The organism is Halorhabdus sp. CBA1104 (assembly GCF_009690625.1).
Lineage (GTDB): Archaea > Halobacteriota > Halobacteria > Halobacteriales > Haloarculaceae > Halorhabdus.
This window is the reverse complement of the sequence record NZ_CP033878.1, coordinates 2,136,427-2,152,676: the sequence shown is the minus strand read 5'-3', so window position 1 is coordinate 2,152,676 and position 16,250 is coordinate 2,136,427. Positions and strand designations below refer to the sequence as shown.

Below are 16,250 nucleotides of genomic sequence, written 5' to 3'. Positions count from 1 at the left end.
ACGCTGTCGAGAGTCCGTTGCCCGATCGAGGCTCAGACGGATGGCCGCCGATTCCTCGGGGTGTTAGCCAACGACCTCTGGCTGCCGGCCACTGCCACGGCGTCCGCCAAGCGTGACGACCCACAGGAGTCCCAGCCCGAACAGGTACGCCAGCGCGGCAGGCAGAGCGAGCAGTAGCATCGAGAACATGCCACTCGGGGTCAGCAGTGCTGCGACCACGAAGATGGCGATCACGACCCCACGCCAGTACTCGCGCATCGTCTGATAGGAGACGATGCCGCCCCGATCGAACAGCACCATCGACATCGGGATTTCGGCGAGCAGCCCGATCCCGACCGTCGTGAACACGACCAGCCAGCCGAAGCTGTTGATCCGGTAGGCGACGACCATGTGTGCCTCCAGGGCGTCGGCAGCCAGCCAGGAGATGACAGACGGGGCCAAAAACGTGTAGCCGATATAGCTCCCGAGCGTGAGGCCGGCGACGATCGAACCGCCCCAGACGAGCAACACACGGCGGTCGCCGGTCGCATAGCCTCGCTCTTTTAGCGCTGGCCAGATGTAATAGAGGATCAGCGGGAGGACGACGACCAGCGCCAGCAGCGTCGAGAACTTGATCTCGAAGATGAGGTGCTCGACGGGGTGGAGGTTGACGATATCGACGTCTGCAGCCATCTCCGCCGGGAGTCGCGAGACGAAGTCTCCACGGATGTCGTCGATCCCACCGGTGTACAGATACATGAACGCCGCCGCCAGAACGGTACCGAACACCGCGACTACCCGGAAGGCCTTGGACGTGAGCGAGTCGAAGATGAAGGCGAGGTCGTAGTAGTACCCGCCGATGTCTTCCTCGGTGGTCTCCTCCTCGGTGAAGGCATCGACGACGTTGGTCGTCGTCTCGGAGACGACACCGCCCTCCTTGGCTGCCTCGCTGTCTTGGCTTTCCGTGCCGTCCTGGTCGGCCCGTTCGGCCGCCTCGTCGAAGCGTTCGATGATGAGTTCAGCCTTCTCGGGGTCGTCGTCGTCCATCGCGCGCTGGGCGTGAGCGAGTGCCTCTTCTTCGGCGAGCGATTCGAACGCTTCCGGGGGTGCTGCCTCGACGCCGGCCGCGTCGAGGTTGTCCAGGTCGATCGCGCTGGGATCACCGAGTGTCTGGGCCGCGAGGCCGGCTTGTTCGTCCAGCCGTGCCGAGACGGTCCGGTAGGCGACCCAACCGACGACCAGCAACGCGACGATACTCGCGACCAGCGCCGACGCGAGAGCGTTCGAGACGCCCAGCGCCTCACCGAGTGTTGGCACGCCTCCGATGTCGTATGGCACGGCGTCTAAGCCACGGTTGATGGCCGCGATTCCGCCGCGGGCGAAAAACGCCCAGACGGCACCGAAGGCAACCACGGCACTGCCGGCGAGGACGTTCCAGCGCTCGCGTAACGCGGCCATCACGTCGATGCGATCACTGGAGCGTTTGGCCACGACGACAAGCCGTGTGATCCGGAGACTGACGGCATAGAGGCCGACCAGCGGCGTTGCCCACATGAGCTGGGTCAACGGATCCGGCGGCGTGAACACGGCACCGCCGGCGTACAGGCCCAGGACGGCGTATTTCCACTTGTCGCGGAACGTCTCGTAGGGAACGATCTCGCTGTAGGCGAGCGTACTCATCATCAGCGGGAGTTCGGCCGCGAGACCAAAGGAGAGTGCAAGCAAGGCGACGAACTGAGCCCACTTGACGATGTGATAGGTCGGGGTAAACCCGGCGTTGATCGCGTTCGTCGCCAGGAACGAGAACATGATCGGGAAGAAGACGGTGTAGGCATAGAAGATCCCGCCGACGAACAGGACGACCAACGCCGTCGCCAGCAAGACGAGCTTCCAGCGGGCGACCGGTGCCTGTGGCCACCAGCCCCGACGGCGAAGCGCGTCACGGGAGAAGTAAAGCAACAGCGGGACTGCGAGCAGTCCACCGACGATGAGGCCGATTTTCACCTGCAGGAGGATCACGTCGAAGGGCGTGACGGCGACGACGCGTGTCGCCTCGCGAATCTCCGGGGGCATCTGGGCGAAGAGATCGACCTTCAACCGTTCCCAAGCGTAGGTGCGTAGGAACCAGATCGAGCCCACGAGACCGAGGACGAACGCGATGAAGATCTTCTGTAAGTCCTTTTGGGCCGATCGCATCACTGCACCGACCGTCTCCCGGCCGCTGGCGAGGGTGCGACGGGTGTCGTCGTCGAGCGCGCCGGACATAGCCGTTCGGTTGTGGTAACGAACTCTGTGTTATCAATTTGTTCATCGGCTCTCCCGGAAGCGAAAAGAAGGCTTACAATAGCCGGGGGCTAACCCGGCGAAACGATGACCGACGGCGACGTCCCCGATGGCGACGACGATGACGCCACCGCGGACGAACCCGCCCCCGAGCGATCGAACGGCCCAGACGACCAGAGCGATCACTCGGCGGCTTCTACCGAGACCAACGGGGACGATCGCCGCGAGAAGGCCGCGACGGCCGACGCGGACGACGACAGCCCCGATCCTTCGACGGCTGCTGCGGGCGACAAAGCGGCCGGTGTGGGTGGCCAAGAGGGTGACGACCGAGCCGAGGCGGACCCAAGCACCGAAGACGATGACGGACCCGCTACCGAGAGCGGCCACGAGTCCGGCGATGGGAACGGTGACGCGTCCGATGACGACGGTATCGAGCCCAGCGAAGAACTGGCCAGAGAACTCATCGACGAGGACAGCGTCACCGACATGGAGACGATGGAGCCGGATCCTGTCGATGGAAAGATCACCAGCGAAGACGAGTTCAGCACCGTCGAATGGGAGCCCGAAGACGACGAAGATCCCGATCCGGCAGCCCACGGCGACGCTGGGGTCCCGACCGAGGGTGGCGATGGCGACGATAGCGCCGACGAGTCCGAAGGAGTCCCCGACGGGCCCCAAGAGCAACGTGGCGACCGAGCGGCGGGACAGCCACCGTCTCCTCGACAGGACCACGCCGAGCGTGTCGACGACGATGGCCACCCAGCAGCGGGCGACACCCCAGAAGGCGACGCCTATCGAGGCGGCGAACCCGCAGGCGATGTCGCGCCCGATCACGCTCCCGACGACGAGGAGATGCCCCTGGCGGTACACGTCGAAGAGATGGTCAAGCGGTTGGGCTTCGTGATCGTGTTGATGGCCGGCGTCAGCGCCGTCGTGTTTCCGTTTGGTGAACAGATCATCAACACGATCTGGTACGCGTTCCTGCCGGGATCGTTCGAATTGTGTCCGACGACGAGTGCCGTTCCTCGGCAGCCGGCGACTATCGTCACGGGCGTGATGGGAGACGTTGGTGCCGGGCCGGGCGTGGCGATGGCCGATGCTGCGACGATCAAGCCGGCTTGTCCGCGGGTCTATACACCGCTGGCGACGATTTTTGCCCGACTCAAAGTCTCGACACTGGCTGGCTTCGTCATCGCGCTGCCTGCTTTCGTCTACCAGACGTACCTGTTCATGCGCCCCGGTCTGTTCCCGCGTGAACGGCGCTACTATCTCGCGGCCGTTCCGACGAGTCTCGTCCTGGCGGCGGTCGGTGTCGCCTTCGCGTATCTGCTCGTCCTCCCGGCGATTTTCACGTACTTCCTGTACTACTCCGAGGGGGCCGCGGACATCGCCTTCGGGCTGACCCAGACGTTCGACCTGATGGTCCTGATGATGGGCTTTTTCGCCGCGATCTTCCAGATTCCACTCTTTATCATGCTGGCGATCATGATGGGTGTCACCTCCCGGCAGTGGTTGGCCGACCGGCGCCTGCTGTTCTGGGCGGCCTTCGCCGGGATCGCGTTCATCTTCAACCCGGACCCAACCGGGATGGCGCCGTTCATCGTCGCCGCGACCATGATCGTGCTGTTCGAGGGGACGCTCCTCCTCCTGTCTTGGACGGGCAGTGAGGGACTGTTGCCCGCTCCGGACGCGGTGGCTGCGCGCCGACCTTACGCCTGGGTTGTGGCCGGGCTGACGGGCTATCTCGCCAGTAGCGCCCCGTTACCGGAGGGGTACTACGATGCGCTCCCGGCCCTGGTCCGTGGGTTCATCGAGAGCAACGACCTGCTGGGCGTGACGCCGCTGGTCGTCGGTGGGGCGATCATCGCCGGCTACGAAATTGCGATGGTCCTGCTCCGACGGTACCTGCCGATCGGCAAGTGGCGTCGGAAACTGTTCACCGGCCGAGTGTCGCTCTTCCGGCTTCGGTCGCCGGTGTGGCTGCTCTCGCTGGTGGTGGGCTATCTCACGAGCCCGAATCCGTTCCTGCTGGATCGGGCCGCCGAGGTGGCGCTTGCCCCGATCGAGGCCACCGGGCTGACCGTCGGGCTGATCGTCGCCTTCGAAGCACTGCTAGTGCTGTGGCGATACCTGCGGCCCGAGAAAGGCGAGCGACTCCCGCTCGAGCAATAAGTTATTGATCAACGATTGGATGAGGGTGTTTGAGCTGTCCGTTACAAGCAGTGAACACAGAGTGCGACAATGGAGGCCATGTATAGAAAGACTGTCGAGAGCTACTCCGTGTTCACGTCGTCAAGGAGCATTCGCTTAAAGGCAAGCAGAATTCGTTTCATCCCGTTGTCGCTGAGTCGGGTATACTGCCCGTCGATGTCCGCTGGTGCAACGTTGAACGTTCCCCAAGGCGTGATCACTGAGTCGTTCTTGAGGGATGGTTTACCCTCTTGCGTCCGGTCTTTCGGCAATGGGACGGTCCAATCGTGTTGTGCATACTGGCCACTCGAGTCTTTCGTGATTGTGACAAGTGAGTAGATGCGTCCGATGTTGGGGTGGTTTGGTGTTTTCATACCGTCGATAACGACTGCTGACCGGGTTCCAGACGCCCTGTATGGGTCATAGGAGAGATTAACCACATCGCGCTGTTGCAGCGCAAACATACAATACAGAGGTCCGCTCTAGAATAAAAACGCGAGCACTTGCTGGGTCCGCAAGCGAAACGCCATCGTTAGGCGTCGGGTAGTTCGTCGTCTATCTCCGATATTTCGTCATCAACAGCAGCATTAGAGAGCGAGTCCGAGTTACTGTCGGCCGATCCATCGTCGAGGTCCACTTCGTCAGCGGCAGCAGTCTTCTGGGCCATGTCTTGCTGGTGGGCGCTCCCGAGGGCGCGACGCGCGGCGGCGGCAGTCGCGTCGTCCTGTGGCAGGTAGTAGTGGCCGTTCTCGCTGTCCGCCGCGCCCATTTCGGCGAGACGTTTACACACGGTTGGGGCGTTGTCGGCCGGGATATCCGCGCGAGTGGCGATCTCCATCGGTGTGAAGGCCATCTCGGGGTTGCTCACGAGCACGGCAAGTGCGGCCGCCTTCTGGGTCCCCGGGGTGATCGAGAGTCCCGCTTCGGCCTGCGCTTTGAGATCGGCGATCTGCATCGGCATTGATATTCTATGTTAGTTCTTGTTATCGAGCGTTATTAACTGTTGGTACTACTGTCGTACACCGAGTCGTCTTGGTCGAGCGGAGAAATCACGCCACGCCTAAGTCGAGGGCGTACGCCATACCGTAACGCGCGAACGACTCCCGATCGAGCAATAAGCTACTGATCGCCGGCCGTCGGATACTCGGCCGAAAAGACGTTCGCTTCCTGCTGGTCGTCAGCCGTTTCGTCCGCTTCGGCGGGACTAACACTGCCCGTCCGATACCCCTCAAGATCCAGCGTGACGTGCTCGAAACCCAAATCGCCGATATGCTCGCGGGCCGCGGCGACGAACTCGGGATCGAGTGCGGCTTCGAGTTCCTCGGCACCGACTTCGATACGGGCGATCCCATCGTGATCGCGCACCCGAAATTGCTCGAAGCCCCACGTCCGGAGGACGCGCTCGGCTTTCTCGATGCGCGTCAGTTTCTCCTCGGTGACTTCCAGACCAGTCGGAATACGGGAGGACAGACAGGCCATCGAGGGTTTCTCGGCGACTGAAAGGTCGTAGTGGCGGGCGATCTCCCTGACTTCTGCCTTGGTGATGTCGTGTTCGAGCAGCGGCGAGTAGGCATCCAGTTCGTCGACAGCCTGCAAGCCGGGGCGATGGCCCTCGCCGGGATCAGAGGCGTTGGTGCCGTCACAGACGGTTTCGATGCCGAGGTCCGCCGCGTGGTCGAACATCGCCGAGAGACGCATCGATCGGCAGTGATAGCACCGATCGCCGTCGTTTGCGGCGAACGCCTCGCTGTCGAGTTCCGAGAACTCAACGACGTCGTGCCGAATGCCGACCTCCTCGGCGACACGTTTGGCCTCACCGAGTTCGGCCTCGGGTAACGTCTCACTTCTGGCCGTACAGGCGAGGGCGTCTTCGCCCAATGCCTCGGCGGCGATCGCGGCGACGACACTGGAGTCGACCCCGCCGGAGAACGCGACCAAGACCCCATCGCGCTCGGCCAGATCGGCACGGGCCGCCGCGAGTTTTTCCGTGACGGACCGCTGGCTGGATTCCATTTGACCGCGGTACGGTTCCGACGCCGAAAAGCCCGTTGTCCGATCCAAGCGGTCCCGACCAGCGTCCGGCCTCGACGCGCGCCGGGCGACTCAGCGTTTCGCCCCGACGGTCTCGCTCACTGTCGGAAGCACTGTCGAGACGGCCGTTGCGTAGCTGTACCAGCCAACGTATCGATCGATTTGGTCGAACACACTGTCTTCCTGTGCGATCCAACCATCATCGTCTGCAATCCGATCGGCGATCCGTTCGTCTGCAAGCGCGACTGCGGCTGCCATATCGGCGAGCACGGGACGGGAAAGCAACGGATACGACAGTTGGTCGCTCGCAGTTTCGAGGGTATCGATTGCCGAGCGATACACCCGGCGAGTCCGGACAGCGTGAGCGCTACACTCTGGAGGGCAGACCGCCGCGACAGGGGTATGCGTGAAGAGATCACATCCTTCAAAACAAACATTTTGGTATTGTACCCACCCAGCCGGAGCGACCGAATGAACGAGCGAGGAACCGACCGACTCAGCGTTGCTGGTTACCGAACGATTACCCCTGGCGACGCTCGAATGTCGGCATGGATCTCTCGATTGTCGACCTCTCGGCGGTCCCCGACGGCGGGACCGCAACCGACGCCTACGCAAATACCGTCACTGCCGCACAGCAGGCCGAGGAGCTGGGCTACTCGCGGTTCTGGGTCGCCGAACACCACGCGATGGGTGACACCCTCGCGGGCACGACCCCGGAAGTGCTACTCGGCCATCTCGCGGCCGCAACCGACTCGATCCGGCTCGGATCGGGGGCCGTCCTGCTCAACCACTACAGTCCCTACAAGGTCGCTGAGAGTTTCGGCACACTCGACGGGCTCGCGCCGGGCCGGATCGACGCCGGCCTCGGCCGAGCCAACGGGTCGCCGGCCGCCGACCGCGCTTTGGGCACCGACCGCCGTGTCGACGATCCCGACGAGGACCACAAAGAGAACATCGAGGCCGTGATCGCCCATCTCTACGACGAGTATCCCGACGACCACCCCTACAGTGACCTGGAAATCCCGCGCTCGGGCGCGGCCCCGCCCGTCCCGTGGGTACTCGGGTCGAGTCCGTCGAGTGCGGCGATCGCTGGTGAACTCGGCCTCCGGTACTGTTTTGCGGCGTTCATCCGCCCGGGGTTCGCGACACAGGCGTTCGACGCCTACCGCGAGCACTTCGAGGCCTCGGACAGCGGTACGGGACTCGACGAACCTACGGGAATGGTCGCGGTCAATGCCATCGCCGCCGAGACCGACGCGGCGGCAGCCCGCAAGCGCGCGGTCGCCGAGGCATCGTTCCAGCGCATGGCTCGCGGGGTCGTCGGCTCGACGCCCTCCGTGGAGACGGCGATCGACGAACTCGGGGGCGTTCCCGAGCCGACGCCGGCGACACTCGATCCGGGCGAGTGGCCGCGGGCCATCTCGGGCAGTCCGGACACCCTCGCTGGATTGCTCGACCAGCTCGCCGACCGGGTGGGTGTCGAGGAAGTCATGCTCCAGCAGGTCGTCGCCGACCACGACGATGCGCTCCGGTCACACGAACTGCTGGCCGAAGGTGTCGGCATCGAGCCAACGTGATCCCAGCCGATCGCCTGCCGGGCCGGCCAGGGGCTGATTCGCCGAGATAGCAATGCCGCCGCCGAAGACACGCTTAAAGGTATTGTTGCCCAATAACCGGTAATGGATTCGGATGCCCTCGCCCAGCAGGCTTTCGAGGAGGCGGCGACGATCATGGTCATCCTCGGAGCCGACGGGACGATCCGGCGCATCAACGATCGGGGCTGCCGGATACTGGGGTACGATCGATCCACGCTCGACGGGGCCGACTGGTTCGAGACGGTCGTCCCCGCGGACAGCGACATTGGCTTGGCGGACGTGCTGCGGGCGCTTCGAGACGAAGACGGGTTCGACGTCCACGAGAACACGATCCGGACCGACGACGGGGAGATCCGCTGTATCAAGTGGCACGTCACGGGCGTCCGGGACGACACCGGGGCGATCACGTCACTGCTCGTCTCGGGATCGGACGTGACCGAGCGCGTCGAGACAGAACGCCGCCTCCGCCGGTACGAACAGGCCGTCGAAAGCTCGACGAACTTGCTTGCGGCTGTCGACTGTGGATACACCTACATCCTGACCAACAGCCGGTATCGAACGTTCCATGGGATCGAAGGCTCGGGGGAGGGAGTGACAGTGCCGGACGTGCTGGGGACGGATGGATTCGAGGACGTCAAAACGCATATCGACAGTGCCCTCAGTGGCGAGTCCGTCGAGTACGAGATAGCACGTACCGGCCCGGACGGTGACGAACACGTCTTTGCCGTCCGGTATTTTCCGCTGGAAGCGGCCGACGGCTCCGTTCAGGGTGCCATGGCGTCGCTGCGAGACGTCACCCAACGTCGCGAGCGCGAGCGGAGGCGCAAAGAGACATTGGATACGTTCGAAGCACTGTTTCATGGCATCAACGACGCCATATTCGTCCACGATCTGGACGGCCGCTTTCTCGCCGTAAACAACACGGCTCACACGCGCCTCGGGTACGAAGAGAGCGAATTGCTCGGGATGACGCCGTGGGACATCGAAGCCAACGACGCGGGGGCGAAAATCGACGACCGGATCGAGACGATCCAGGAGGCTGGTACCTTGACCTTCGAGACGGCCCACCTCACGACCACTGGCACGGAAATTCCGGTCGAAATCACGTCTAGCCTCGTGACGTACTTCGGTGAGGACGCAATCTTGAGCGTCGCCAGAGACATTTCCGAGCGGAAAGAACGGGAACGAAAGCTCCGTCGGGAAATCGACCGCCTAGAGGAGTTTGCGGGCGTCATCTCTCACGACCTGCGCAATCCGCTGAACGTCGCCCAGGGACGGATCACACTGCTCGATGAGGAGTGTTCGACCGAACACACGCACATCGAGCCCATCGAGACCGCTCTCGACCGGATGGAGGCGATCATCGAGGATACGCTCACGCTCGCCCGCCAGGGCCAAACCGTCGGAGAGACCGAACTGGTCGCCATCGCGAACGTGGTCGAGCAGTGCTGGGACGGGGTGTTGACGGAGGCGGCGACCCTCGAACGCGACGCCGACTTTACCGTCCGGGCCGACCGCGACCGGCTCCAACACGTCTTCGAGAACCTCTTGCGGAATGCCATCGAACACGGCCAGACACGCTCGGACTCTCGGGCCGACCGGGACGGCCACCCCGACGACGCCCTCACCGTCCGGATCGGCCGGCTCGAGGACACCGGTTTCTACGTCGAGGACGACGGGCCTGGCATTCCGGTTGCTGACAGAGAGCGTGTCTTCGAGCCAGGAGTCACGACACAGGAACACGGGACTGGCTTCGGGCTCTCGATCGTGCGCCAGATCGCGGATGCACACGGCTGGACGGTGAGCGTGACCGACAGTTCGTCCGGCGGCGCGCGGTTCGTCTTCGAAGGCGTCGAGATTGTCGAGTGAGCGGGCGGCCGGGAAGTTTTTCTCGTGGGGCTGCAAGACACCGATAGATGGAACTGACGGCGATCCCGGGCGTCGGCGAGAAGACCGCCGACCGGCTGGCCGAACTGGACGACCCGGCGGCGGCGATCGAAGCCGGCGACGTCGCACGGGTCGCCCGTGCACCGGGGATCGGTGAGGGGCGGGCCGCCCGAATCGTCCGGGCGGCGATCCAGCAACGCCACGACGACACGGCGACGTTCCTCGCGACGCCCCGCGCCCAGGACGTCTATCAGGACGCCCTCGCACTGCTGGAAGACCGGACCGTCACCGACTACGCGGCCGCACGACTCCGGACTCTCTATCCCAGCGCCAGCCAGAGCCGCATTACCGACGTCCGTCACCTGGCCGAGCGGGCCATGGAACGGGATCCTGACGAGGCGACGCTGTCGGCACTGAGCGGCGTCGAGCCGCTCGACGAACCGGGCGACGTCCGGGTTCGGGACCGCTGTCTGGCGACGACGGACGGCGAGACCTACGCGACGGCGCGGGAGGCAATCCCCGAGGTCAGCGTCGAAGTCGTCGAGGATACCCGGGACCTGGCGGAACTCGCCCGCGGGTACGCGACGGTGATCGCCCTCGATGAGGCCTTTGCCGGTGTCGACGTCGATGGTGACGTGCGAGTCGAACCCAACGCCGTCGAGGACCCGGCCGCAGTCGTCCCCGAACGGCCCCTTTCGTTCTTTGCGCACAATCGTGACCGCCTGCTCGCTGCGATCGCGGTCCACCGGCACGCCGACCTGGAACCCCCCTGTGATCTGGATGCCCTCGAAGCAGCCCTCGATCGACTCGACGAGGATGGCACCCCGACCGGTGACGAGGAACTACAGCGACTCACCCGGGCCGTCGACGATCTCGACCCGGCGATGAGCGAAGCCGAGTCCGTCGCGAACGACCGTCTCCGGGCGGCAATCGAGCAACAGGACGTCACGATCGAAGGCGCGGATCTGCTGTCGCTGGTCGAACGCGGTGCCGGCGTCGACGAAGTGCTCTCTCGGGAACTGGCCGCCGAGTACGCCGATGCCGTCGCGGCGGCTCGCGAGCACGTCGTCGACACCTTGGATCTCCGGGAGACTGCCGATATCGCCCGGCGGGCGTTCTCGGACGAACCCACGTTTCCCGTCGAGCGTGAGGACAGTATCGTTTCACGGGCTCGTGAGGAACTGACGACTGCCCGCGATCGGCGCGCCGAGGCGCTGAAAGCAGACCTGGCCGACGACCTGGCGGCGATGCGCGAGCAGAGCGAGACCCTGGTCGAGGCCGCCCTCGAACTGGACGTCGAACTCGCGATCGCCCGCTTTGCCGCGGATTTCGACGCGACGTTGCCCGAACTGGGTGGCGAGGGGGTTGCGATCGAGGGCGGCCGGTCGCCGTTGCTGGACGTTCCCCACGAGGAAGTCGAACCTGTCGATTACGAGGTTTCCGGCGTTCGCCTCCTCTCGGGGGTCAACAGTGGTGGGAAGACCTCGACGCTGGACCTGCTCGCACTGGTGGTCATCCTCGCTCACATGGGGCTGCCAGTGCCGGCCGAGCGGGCTCGTCTCGGCCGGATCGATGCGCTGCACTACCACGCAAAGACTCAGGGACCTTAGACGCCGGGGCCTTCGAGAGTACGCTTCGCTCGTTTGGCGAGCTGGTCGTCGAGGCCGCAAGCGAAGCCGAGACGCTCGTGTTGGTCGACGAGTTAGAGAGCATCACCGAGCCGGGGGCCAGCGCGAAGATCATGGCCGGCATCCTCGAAGCACTGGGCGAGCGCGACCAGACTGCCGTGTTCGTCTCCCATCTCGCTCGGGAAATCCGTGAGACTGCCGACTGCGAACTCGGCGTCGACGGTATCCAGGCCCTCGGGCTCGAAGACGGCGAGCTACAGGTCGATCGGACCCCACGAAAAGACACATTGGCGCGCTCGACGCCCGAACTGATCGTCGAGAAACTGGCTGCCGACGACACCGACGGCTTCTACACGACGCTGCTCGGAAAGTTCGAGTAGTCCGGCGCTGGTGTCCGGTCAACGCGCCAGTGCCCGCGTCGCCGTGGCCTTGAACGTCGCAACGACGGAACTACCGACCGTCAGGTCGAGTGTCTCGACGCTCGCGAGTGTGACGAGTACGTCGACCAGTCGGTCGTCGGCGACCGCGACGGTGACGTGGGCGATCGCTGCGCCACGTTCGATGTCGGTGACGGTCCCACGAAAGCGATTGCGCGCGCTCGTGTCGGCGGCTGGCGGGGCTGTCTCAGGGTGGTGGAGCGTGATCGCATCGGCCCGGAACAGGACTTCGACGTCCGTGGCAGCCTCGAACAGCAGGGCACGGATCGTGCCCGCCTTCGTCTCGATCGTCGCGAGTTCGCCCTCCCGATCGCGAACGGTTCCCTCGAGGACGACTTCCTCGGTCCGGGCAGTCCCTTCCAGAGTAGCCTGCAGGCGGGCGAATCGCGCCAGCAGCTCCTCGGCGTTGTCGGTGAGTTCACTGCCACCGCCGTCGGCCCCACCCCGGCGGCGTTCGACTAACGGGCCAACGGCCGCTTCGAGCTCGGTCACACGATCGTGGGCGCGTGAATACGACCGCCCGAGTGCGTCGGCCGCGGCCGAAAGCGAGCGGTGGGCGTCGATCGCCCGCAATAGGGCTGCGTCCGCAGCATCGAACGTGCAGCCGTCGATCACGAGATGGGCCGAAAAGCCCGCATTCATGTGCTCATCGTTCGACCGGCCCGTTCATAGACGTTACCACCACGACCGTGTTCGACACAACCGTTATGTCTGCTGGGACATATCGAACGCACGTCTTCGATGGTCCATCGACCGACGGCTCCCGACAGCACCGTCCGACAGCGGGTGCCGGGCCACCGTACCCGTCGACGATTCCTCGCCGGAGCTGCGAGTCTCGGTGTGGGTGCTCTGGGTGGGTGCCTGGGCGGTGTTGAGACAACGGTGTCGGTCCTCTCGGCCGGCAGCCTCGCAGCGGCATTCGAGGAGCAGGTCGGCCCGGCTTTTGCCGACGCGACCAGTTTCGCGTTCCAGGGGACCTACTACGGCTCGCGGGCAGTCATGCGACTGCTCGTGGACGAACAGCGACAGCCGGACGTGGTGGTCAGCGCCGATGCCACCCTCCTCCGTGATCGCCTCCAGCCCGCCATCACTGAGTGGGATGTCGTCTTCGCGACGAACGCCCTGGCCATCGTGTACAACCCGGCGACTGACGTGGGGCGTCGGCTCGGGGCTGGCGACCCCTGGCACGAAGTGCTGGCCTCCCCTGGGGCCGACATCGCCAGGACTGATCCGGCCCTGGACCCGCTTGGCTACCGGGCAATCCAGCTGTTCGAGCTCGCCGAATCGTACTACGACCACCCGGGGCTGGCCGCGACGCTCCGAGACAACACGACCATCGAGCCCGAAGAACCGCAACTGCTGGCGGCCGTCGAGAGTGGCCAACGTGCGGCGGCCATCGCCTACCGGAACATGGCTCACGACTGGGGGCTGCCAGCCGTCGATCTGCCGCCGAAACTCGATTTTTCGGCCCCTCGACTGGCCGATCACTACGCGACGGCGACCTACACGGGTGCGGACGGCACGTCACTCCCTGGACGGCCGATCAGGTACAACGCGAGTGTCCCGGACAGTGCGACGAACCCAGACGCAGGCCGACGGTTCGTCCGCTATCTCACCGAGCACCCGGACCTGCTCGAACAGACGGGACTGGTCGTCCCCGACAGCGTTCCGAGTGCCCACGGTGCCGTTCCGGAGGCGGTCCGCCCGTCGACCCCACGGTCTGGCGAGCCCGGAGCGAGCGACCACGAGGGGGACCACGATGAGTGAGGACACCCGTGCCGAGGAGACGCTCACCGATCGACCAGTGCCGACACTCGGAGCGACCAGCCAGTGGACGGTCCTCGCGCTGTTGGGTGCCGTGCTGGCGCTATACCTGGTCGGTCCGTTCCTCGCGTTCTTACTCGAGAACGGACTCCCGGCCCCGTCGGCGTTCGCCGAGCCGGCAGTGGGGGCGGCGATCACGGCCTCGGTGGTGACGGCACCGGTAGCGACGCTGCTGGCGACGGTCTTTGGCGTCCCACTGGCGTACGTCCTCGCGCGGTACAGCTTCCGGGGGAAGCGACTGCTCGATGCGCTGGTCGTGTTGCCCCTCGCGATGCCGCCGGTCGTCGGTGGCGTCGTCCTGTTGAGTGCGTTCGGACGCCTCTCTGCGGTCGGCGGTCTGGCAGCCGCGATCGGGGTGCCCCTGACCGAGGGGTATCTCGGTGTGATCCTCGCACAGACGTTCGTCGCCGCCCCGTTTCTCGTCGTGACTGCTCGCTCGGGCTTTGCCGCGGTCGATCGCGATCTCGAACGGGCTGCCCGGAACCTCGGGAACGGGCCACTGGCGACGTTCTTTCGAGTCTCGCTTCCGCTGGCCAGGGGCAGCATCGTCGCCGGGATCGTCTTGACGTTTGCCCGCGCACTGGGGGAGTTCGGTGCGACGATGTTGCTTGGCCATCCGCCCGAGACAATGCCGACGCGCATCTGGGTCGAGTTCGTCAGTGGCGGGACCGAGGCGACGGTGCCACTGGTCGTGGCACTGCTTGCTGCCGGCTTGACGGTCGTGTTCGTCTTGCAACTGCTTGGGGAATCCCTGGAGGTTTCGCCGTGACGCTCGAACTGGCCGGCCTCGAAACCGCTTACGAGGGGTTCGCGCTCGGCCCCCTCTCGCTCACTGTCCCCGACGGCGTCACGGCCGTCCTTGGCCCCTCTGGGGCGGGCAAGTCGACCGTGCTCGAACTGATCGCCGGCTTCGAGAGCCCCGCTATGGGGACGATCACCCTGAACGGAGCGCGGATCGACCAGGTTCCGCCCGAGAATCGGGACGTGGGCATGGTGTTTCAGGATGCAGCGTTGTTCCCACACCTCTCCGTCGAAGCAAACCTTCGATTCGGCGCGCCAGCCGGAGCCGATATCGACGAGACAGTCAGCACACTCGCCGTCGGTGACTTGCTGTCCCGCGATCCGACGACGCTCTCGGGCGGGGAGCGCCAGCGCGTCGCCCTGGCCCGGACGCTGGTGACCGATCCCGACGCCCTGTTGCTCGATGAGCCCCTCTCCAGTCTCGATGCACCGATTCGACGCCGCCTTCGACTCGACTTGCGTGACGTACTGGCTGGCCTGGATATCCCGGTCGTCTACGTGACTCACGATCAAGACGAAGCCGCTATCGTCGGCGATCGGCTGGCTGTCATCATCGACGGCGAGATTCGCCAGGAGGGGGCCATCGAGGCTGTCTTCGACGCCCCGGCGACGCCTGCGGTGGCTCGCTTTCTCGGTGTGGCGAACCTCATCGAAGGGACGGTCATCGAGCGGACGGACGGGCGGACGACGGTCGATATCGGCCCCACGACACTCTCCGTCCCGATCGCAGACGATGGCGAGCCACTTCACGTGACTGTTGGGGTTCGTCCAGATGCGATCACCGTCCAGCAGCAGACGGCCCAGCCGAATGCCCTCTCCGTTCGTGTCGAGCGCGTTTTCTCTCAGCACGCGGCTGCCATCGTGGTCGCCACGAGCGACGACGTTGGCCCGCTCCGAGCGACGGTCGACGAATCCACGGCAGCAGCTCTCACTCCCGGACAGCGCTGTTCGTTCGTACTCGCCCCCGAGCAGATCCACCTGTTTCCCGCCGAGCACGCCTGATTGCGTGGCCGTCGGAGTCGACCGACCGAACTCCAACGGAGACGATAGTTACTGGAATCGATCGTCGGCACGCGCTGTGTGTACGTCTGCCTGCGAGGCGTCCATCCACCCTGTCTCGGTGTCGTCGGGCACGTCAAACGCCGGCACGAACGGTTTGACGTCGAGTAGCGGCGTGCCGTCCACGACGTCGATTCCCTGGACGTGTATCGTTTCCTCGTCGACCGACTCGATCGTGACGACAGAGAGGCCGATCCCGTTCGGTCGCTGCGGGGCTCGCGTCGCAAAGAGCCCGCGTTCGACGTCATCGAGGAACGGTTCGACCCGGAGTGATGCGTCCCCGTGCGATTCGTGGAAGTGATAGACGAGGATGCAGTGAGAGAACCCAGCCAGATCAGCCAGACCCGGAGCGTACGCCGGCTGCAGTTCGACTGCCCCCTCCGTGTCGGCCCCGGCGGGTTGAATCGGCATCCCTTCGGGACTATCAAAGGGGGTGTGGATCGTTCCAATCGGTTCGATGGTGATGGGACTGTCCGTCATGGGCGAGAGATCACTACCCTGGCCGATCAATGGGTCGGTCTCCGTTTCGAGTCGAG

The 16,250-nt window shown here is 64.8% G+C and carries 13 protein-coding genes and 1 pseudogene; 7 read left to right on the top strand and 7 right to left on the bottom strand.

Features of this window, described 5'->3' with window-relative positions:
* Positions 1-63: 63 nt before the first annotated feature.
* Positions 64-2,244 carry a twin-arginine translocase subunit TatC gene (locus Hrd1104_RS10830; protein WP_154552774.1) on the bottom strand — a complete coding sequence of 727 codons (2,181 nt, stop codon included), beginning with the start codon at positions 2,242-2,244 and terminating at the stop codon, positions 64-66.
* A gap of 105 nt (positions 2,245-2,349) precedes the next feature.
* On the opposite strand from Hrd1104_RS10830, the gene Hrd1104_RS10825 reads away from it, so the two are divergent.
* Positions 2,350-4,434 carry a twin-arginine translocase subunit TatC gene (locus tag Hrd1104_RS10825; RefSeq protein ID WP_154552773.1) on the top strand — a complete coding sequence of 695 codons (2,085 nt, stop codon included), beginning with the start codon at positions 2,350-2,352 and terminating at the stop codon, positions 4,432-4,434.
* Positions 4,435-4,535: 101 nt separating this feature from the next.
* On the opposite strand, the gene Hrd1104_RS10820 is transcribed toward Hrd1104_RS10825, so the two are convergent.
* The 4 genes from Hrd1104_RS10820 to Hrd1104_RS10805 all read right to left on the bottom strand — a co-directional run bounded on the left by Hrd1104_RS10820 (position 4,536) and on the right by Hrd1104_RS10805 (position 6,741).
* A complete protein-coding gene (locus Hrd1104_RS10820) occupies positions 4,536-4,916 on the bottom strand; it encodes a hypothetical protein (protein ID WP_154552772.1) in 381 nt (126 codons plus the stop codon).
* Between the two features lie 68 nt (positions 4,917-4,984).
* Positions 4,985-5,413: a hypothetical protein gene (locus Hrd1104_RS10815; RefSeq protein WP_154552771.1), complete on the bottom strand. Its 429-nt coding sequence runs from the start codon at positions 5,411-5,413 to the stop codon at positions 4,985-4,987.
* 158 nt (positions 5,414-5,571) lie between these two features.
* On the bottom strand, positions 5,572-6,465 hold the full coding sequence (larE, locus tag Hrd1104_RS10810; RefSeq protein WP_154552770.1) for an ATP-dependent sacrificial sulfur transferase LarE: 894 nt from the start codon (positions 6,463-6,465) through the stop codon (positions 5,572-5,574).
* 90 nt (positions 6,466-6,555) lie between these two features.
* Complete coding sequence (locus Hrd1104_RS10805) at positions 6,556-6,741, bottom strand: hypothetical protein (protein ID WP_154552769.1); 186 nt, start codon at positions 6,739-6,741, stop codon at positions 6,556-6,558.
* A 290-nt stretch (positions 6,742-7,031) separates the two neighbouring features.
* On the opposite strand from Hrd1104_RS10805, the gene Hrd1104_RS10800 reads away from it, so the two are divergent.
* From Hrd1104_RS10800 to Hrd1104_RS10790, 3 genes and pseudogenes are all read left to right on the top strand, one after another.
* Complete coding sequence (locus tag Hrd1104_RS10800; RefSeq protein ID WP_154552768.1) at positions 7,032-8,060, top strand: LLM class flavin-dependent oxidoreductase; 1,029 nt, start codon at positions 7,032-7,034, stop codon at positions 8,058-8,060.
* Between the two features lie 102 nt (positions 8,061-8,162).
* Positions 8,163-9,947: a PAS domain S-box protein gene (locus Hrd1104_RS10795; protein ID WP_154552767.1), complete on the top strand. Its 1,785-nt coding sequence runs from the start codon at positions 8,163-8,165 to the stop codon at positions 9,945-9,947.
* 47 nt (positions 9,948-9,994) lie between these two features.
* Positions 9,995-11,973 (top strand): annotated as a pseudogene (locus tag Hrd1104_RS10790) (helix-hairpin-helix domain-containing protein).
* A gap of 18 nt (positions 11,974-11,991) precedes the next feature.
* Here Hrd1104_RS10790 and Hrd1104_RS10785 read toward each other — a convergent pair.
* On the bottom strand, positions 11,992-12,672 hold the full coding sequence (locus tag Hrd1104_RS10785; protein ID WP_154552766.1) for a TOBE domain-containing protein: 681 nt from the start codon (positions 12,670-12,672) through the stop codon (positions 11,992-11,994).
* Positions 12,673-12,771: 99 nt separating this feature from the next.
* Between Hrd1104_RS10785 and Hrd1104_RS10780 the strand changes: the two genes are divergently transcribed.
* Genes Hrd1104_RS10780 through Hrd1104_RS13150 form a run of 3 tightly spaced genes read left to right on the top strand, consistent with a single transcriptional unit; the run spans position 12,772 to position 15,657 of the window.
* Positions 12,772-13,797: an extracellular solute-binding protein gene (locus tag Hrd1104_RS10780; RefSeq protein WP_154552765.1), complete on the top strand. Its 1,026-nt coding sequence runs from the start codon at positions 12,772-12,774 to the stop codon at positions 13,795-13,797.
* Positions 13,790-14,623 carry an ABC transporter permease gene (locus Hrd1104_RS13155; protein ID WP_195837580.1) on the top strand — a complete coding sequence of 278 codons (834 nt, stop codon included), beginning with the start codon at positions 13,790-13,792 and terminating at the stop codon, positions 14,621-14,623. The genes Hrd1104_RS10780 and Hrd1104_RS13155 overlap by 8 nt, the downstream gene beginning before the upstream one ends.
* Entirely contained in the window at positions 14,620-15,657 is a 1,038-nt protein-coding gene (locus Hrd1104_RS13150; RefSeq protein WP_195837579.1) for an ABC transporter ATP-binding protein, read from the top strand. The genes Hrd1104_RS13155 and Hrd1104_RS13150 overlap by 4 nt, the downstream gene beginning before the upstream one ends.
* A gap of 48 nt (positions 15,658-15,705) precedes the next feature.
* On the opposite strand, the gene tsaA is transcribed toward Hrd1104_RS13150, so the two are convergent.
* Entirely contained in the window at positions 15,706-16,194 is a 489-nt protein-coding gene (gene tsaA / locus Hrd1104_RS10770) for a tRNA (N6-threonylcarbamoyladenosine(37)-N6)-methyltransferase TrmO (protein WP_154552763.1), read from the bottom strand.
* Between the last annotated feature and the right edge of the window lie 56 nt (positions 16,195-16,250).

What these genes read in the sequence shown, in the direction of transcription:
- Hrd1104_RS10805 (WP_154552769.1), bottom strand. Translation starts at nt 6,741, where the DNA reads ATGGCAGCCGCAGTCGCGCTTGCAGACGAACGGATCGCCGATCGGATT.
- Hrd1104_RS10815 (WP_154552771.1), bottom strand. Translation starts at nt 5,413, where the DNA reads ATGCCGATGCAGATCGCCGATCTCAAAGCGCAGGCCGAAGCGGGACTC.
- Hrd1104_RS10820 (WP_154552772.1), bottom strand. Translation starts at nt 4,916, where the DNA reads ATGTTTGCGCTGCAACAGCGCGATGTGGTTAATCTCTCCTATGACCCA.
- larE (WP_154552770.1), bottom strand. Translation starts at nt 6,465, where the DNA reads ATGGAATCCAGCCAGCGGTCCGTCACGGAAAAACTCGCGGCGGCCCGT.
- Hrd1104_RS10800 (WP_154552768.1), top strand. Translation starts at nt 7,032, where the DNA reads ATGGATCTCTCGATTGTCGACCTCTCGGCGGTCCCCGACGGCGGGACC.
- Hrd1104_RS10785 (WP_154552766.1), bottom strand. Translation starts at nt 12,672, where the DNA reads ATGAATGCGGGCTTTTCGGCCCATCTCGTGATCGACGGCTGCACGTTC.
- Hrd1104_RS10825 (WP_154552773.1), top strand. Translation starts at nt 2,350, where the DNA reads ATGACCGACGGCGACGTCCCCGATGGCGACGACGATGACGCCACCGCG.
- Hrd1104_RS10830 (WP_154552774.1), bottom strand. Translation starts at nt 2,244, where the DNA reads ATGTCCGGCGCGCTCGACGACGACACCCGTCGCACCCTCGCCAGCGGC.
- Hrd1104_RS10795 (WP_154552767.1), top strand. Translation starts at nt 8,163, where the DNA reads ATGGATTCGGATGCCCTCGCCCAGCAGGCTTTCGAGGAGGCGGCGACG.
- tsaA (WP_154552763.1), bottom strand. Translation starts at nt 16,194, where the DNA reads ATGACGGACAGTCCCATCACCATCGAACCGATTGGAACGATCCACACC.
- Hrd1104_RS13155 (WP_195837580.1), top strand. Translation starts at nt 13,790, where the DNA reads ATGAGTGAGGACACCCGTGCCGAGGAGACGCTCACCGATCGACCAGTG.
- Hrd1104_RS10780 (WP_154552765.1), top strand. Translation starts at nt 12,772, where the DNA reads ATGGTCCATCGACCGACGGCTCCCGACAGCACCGTCCGACAGCGGGTG.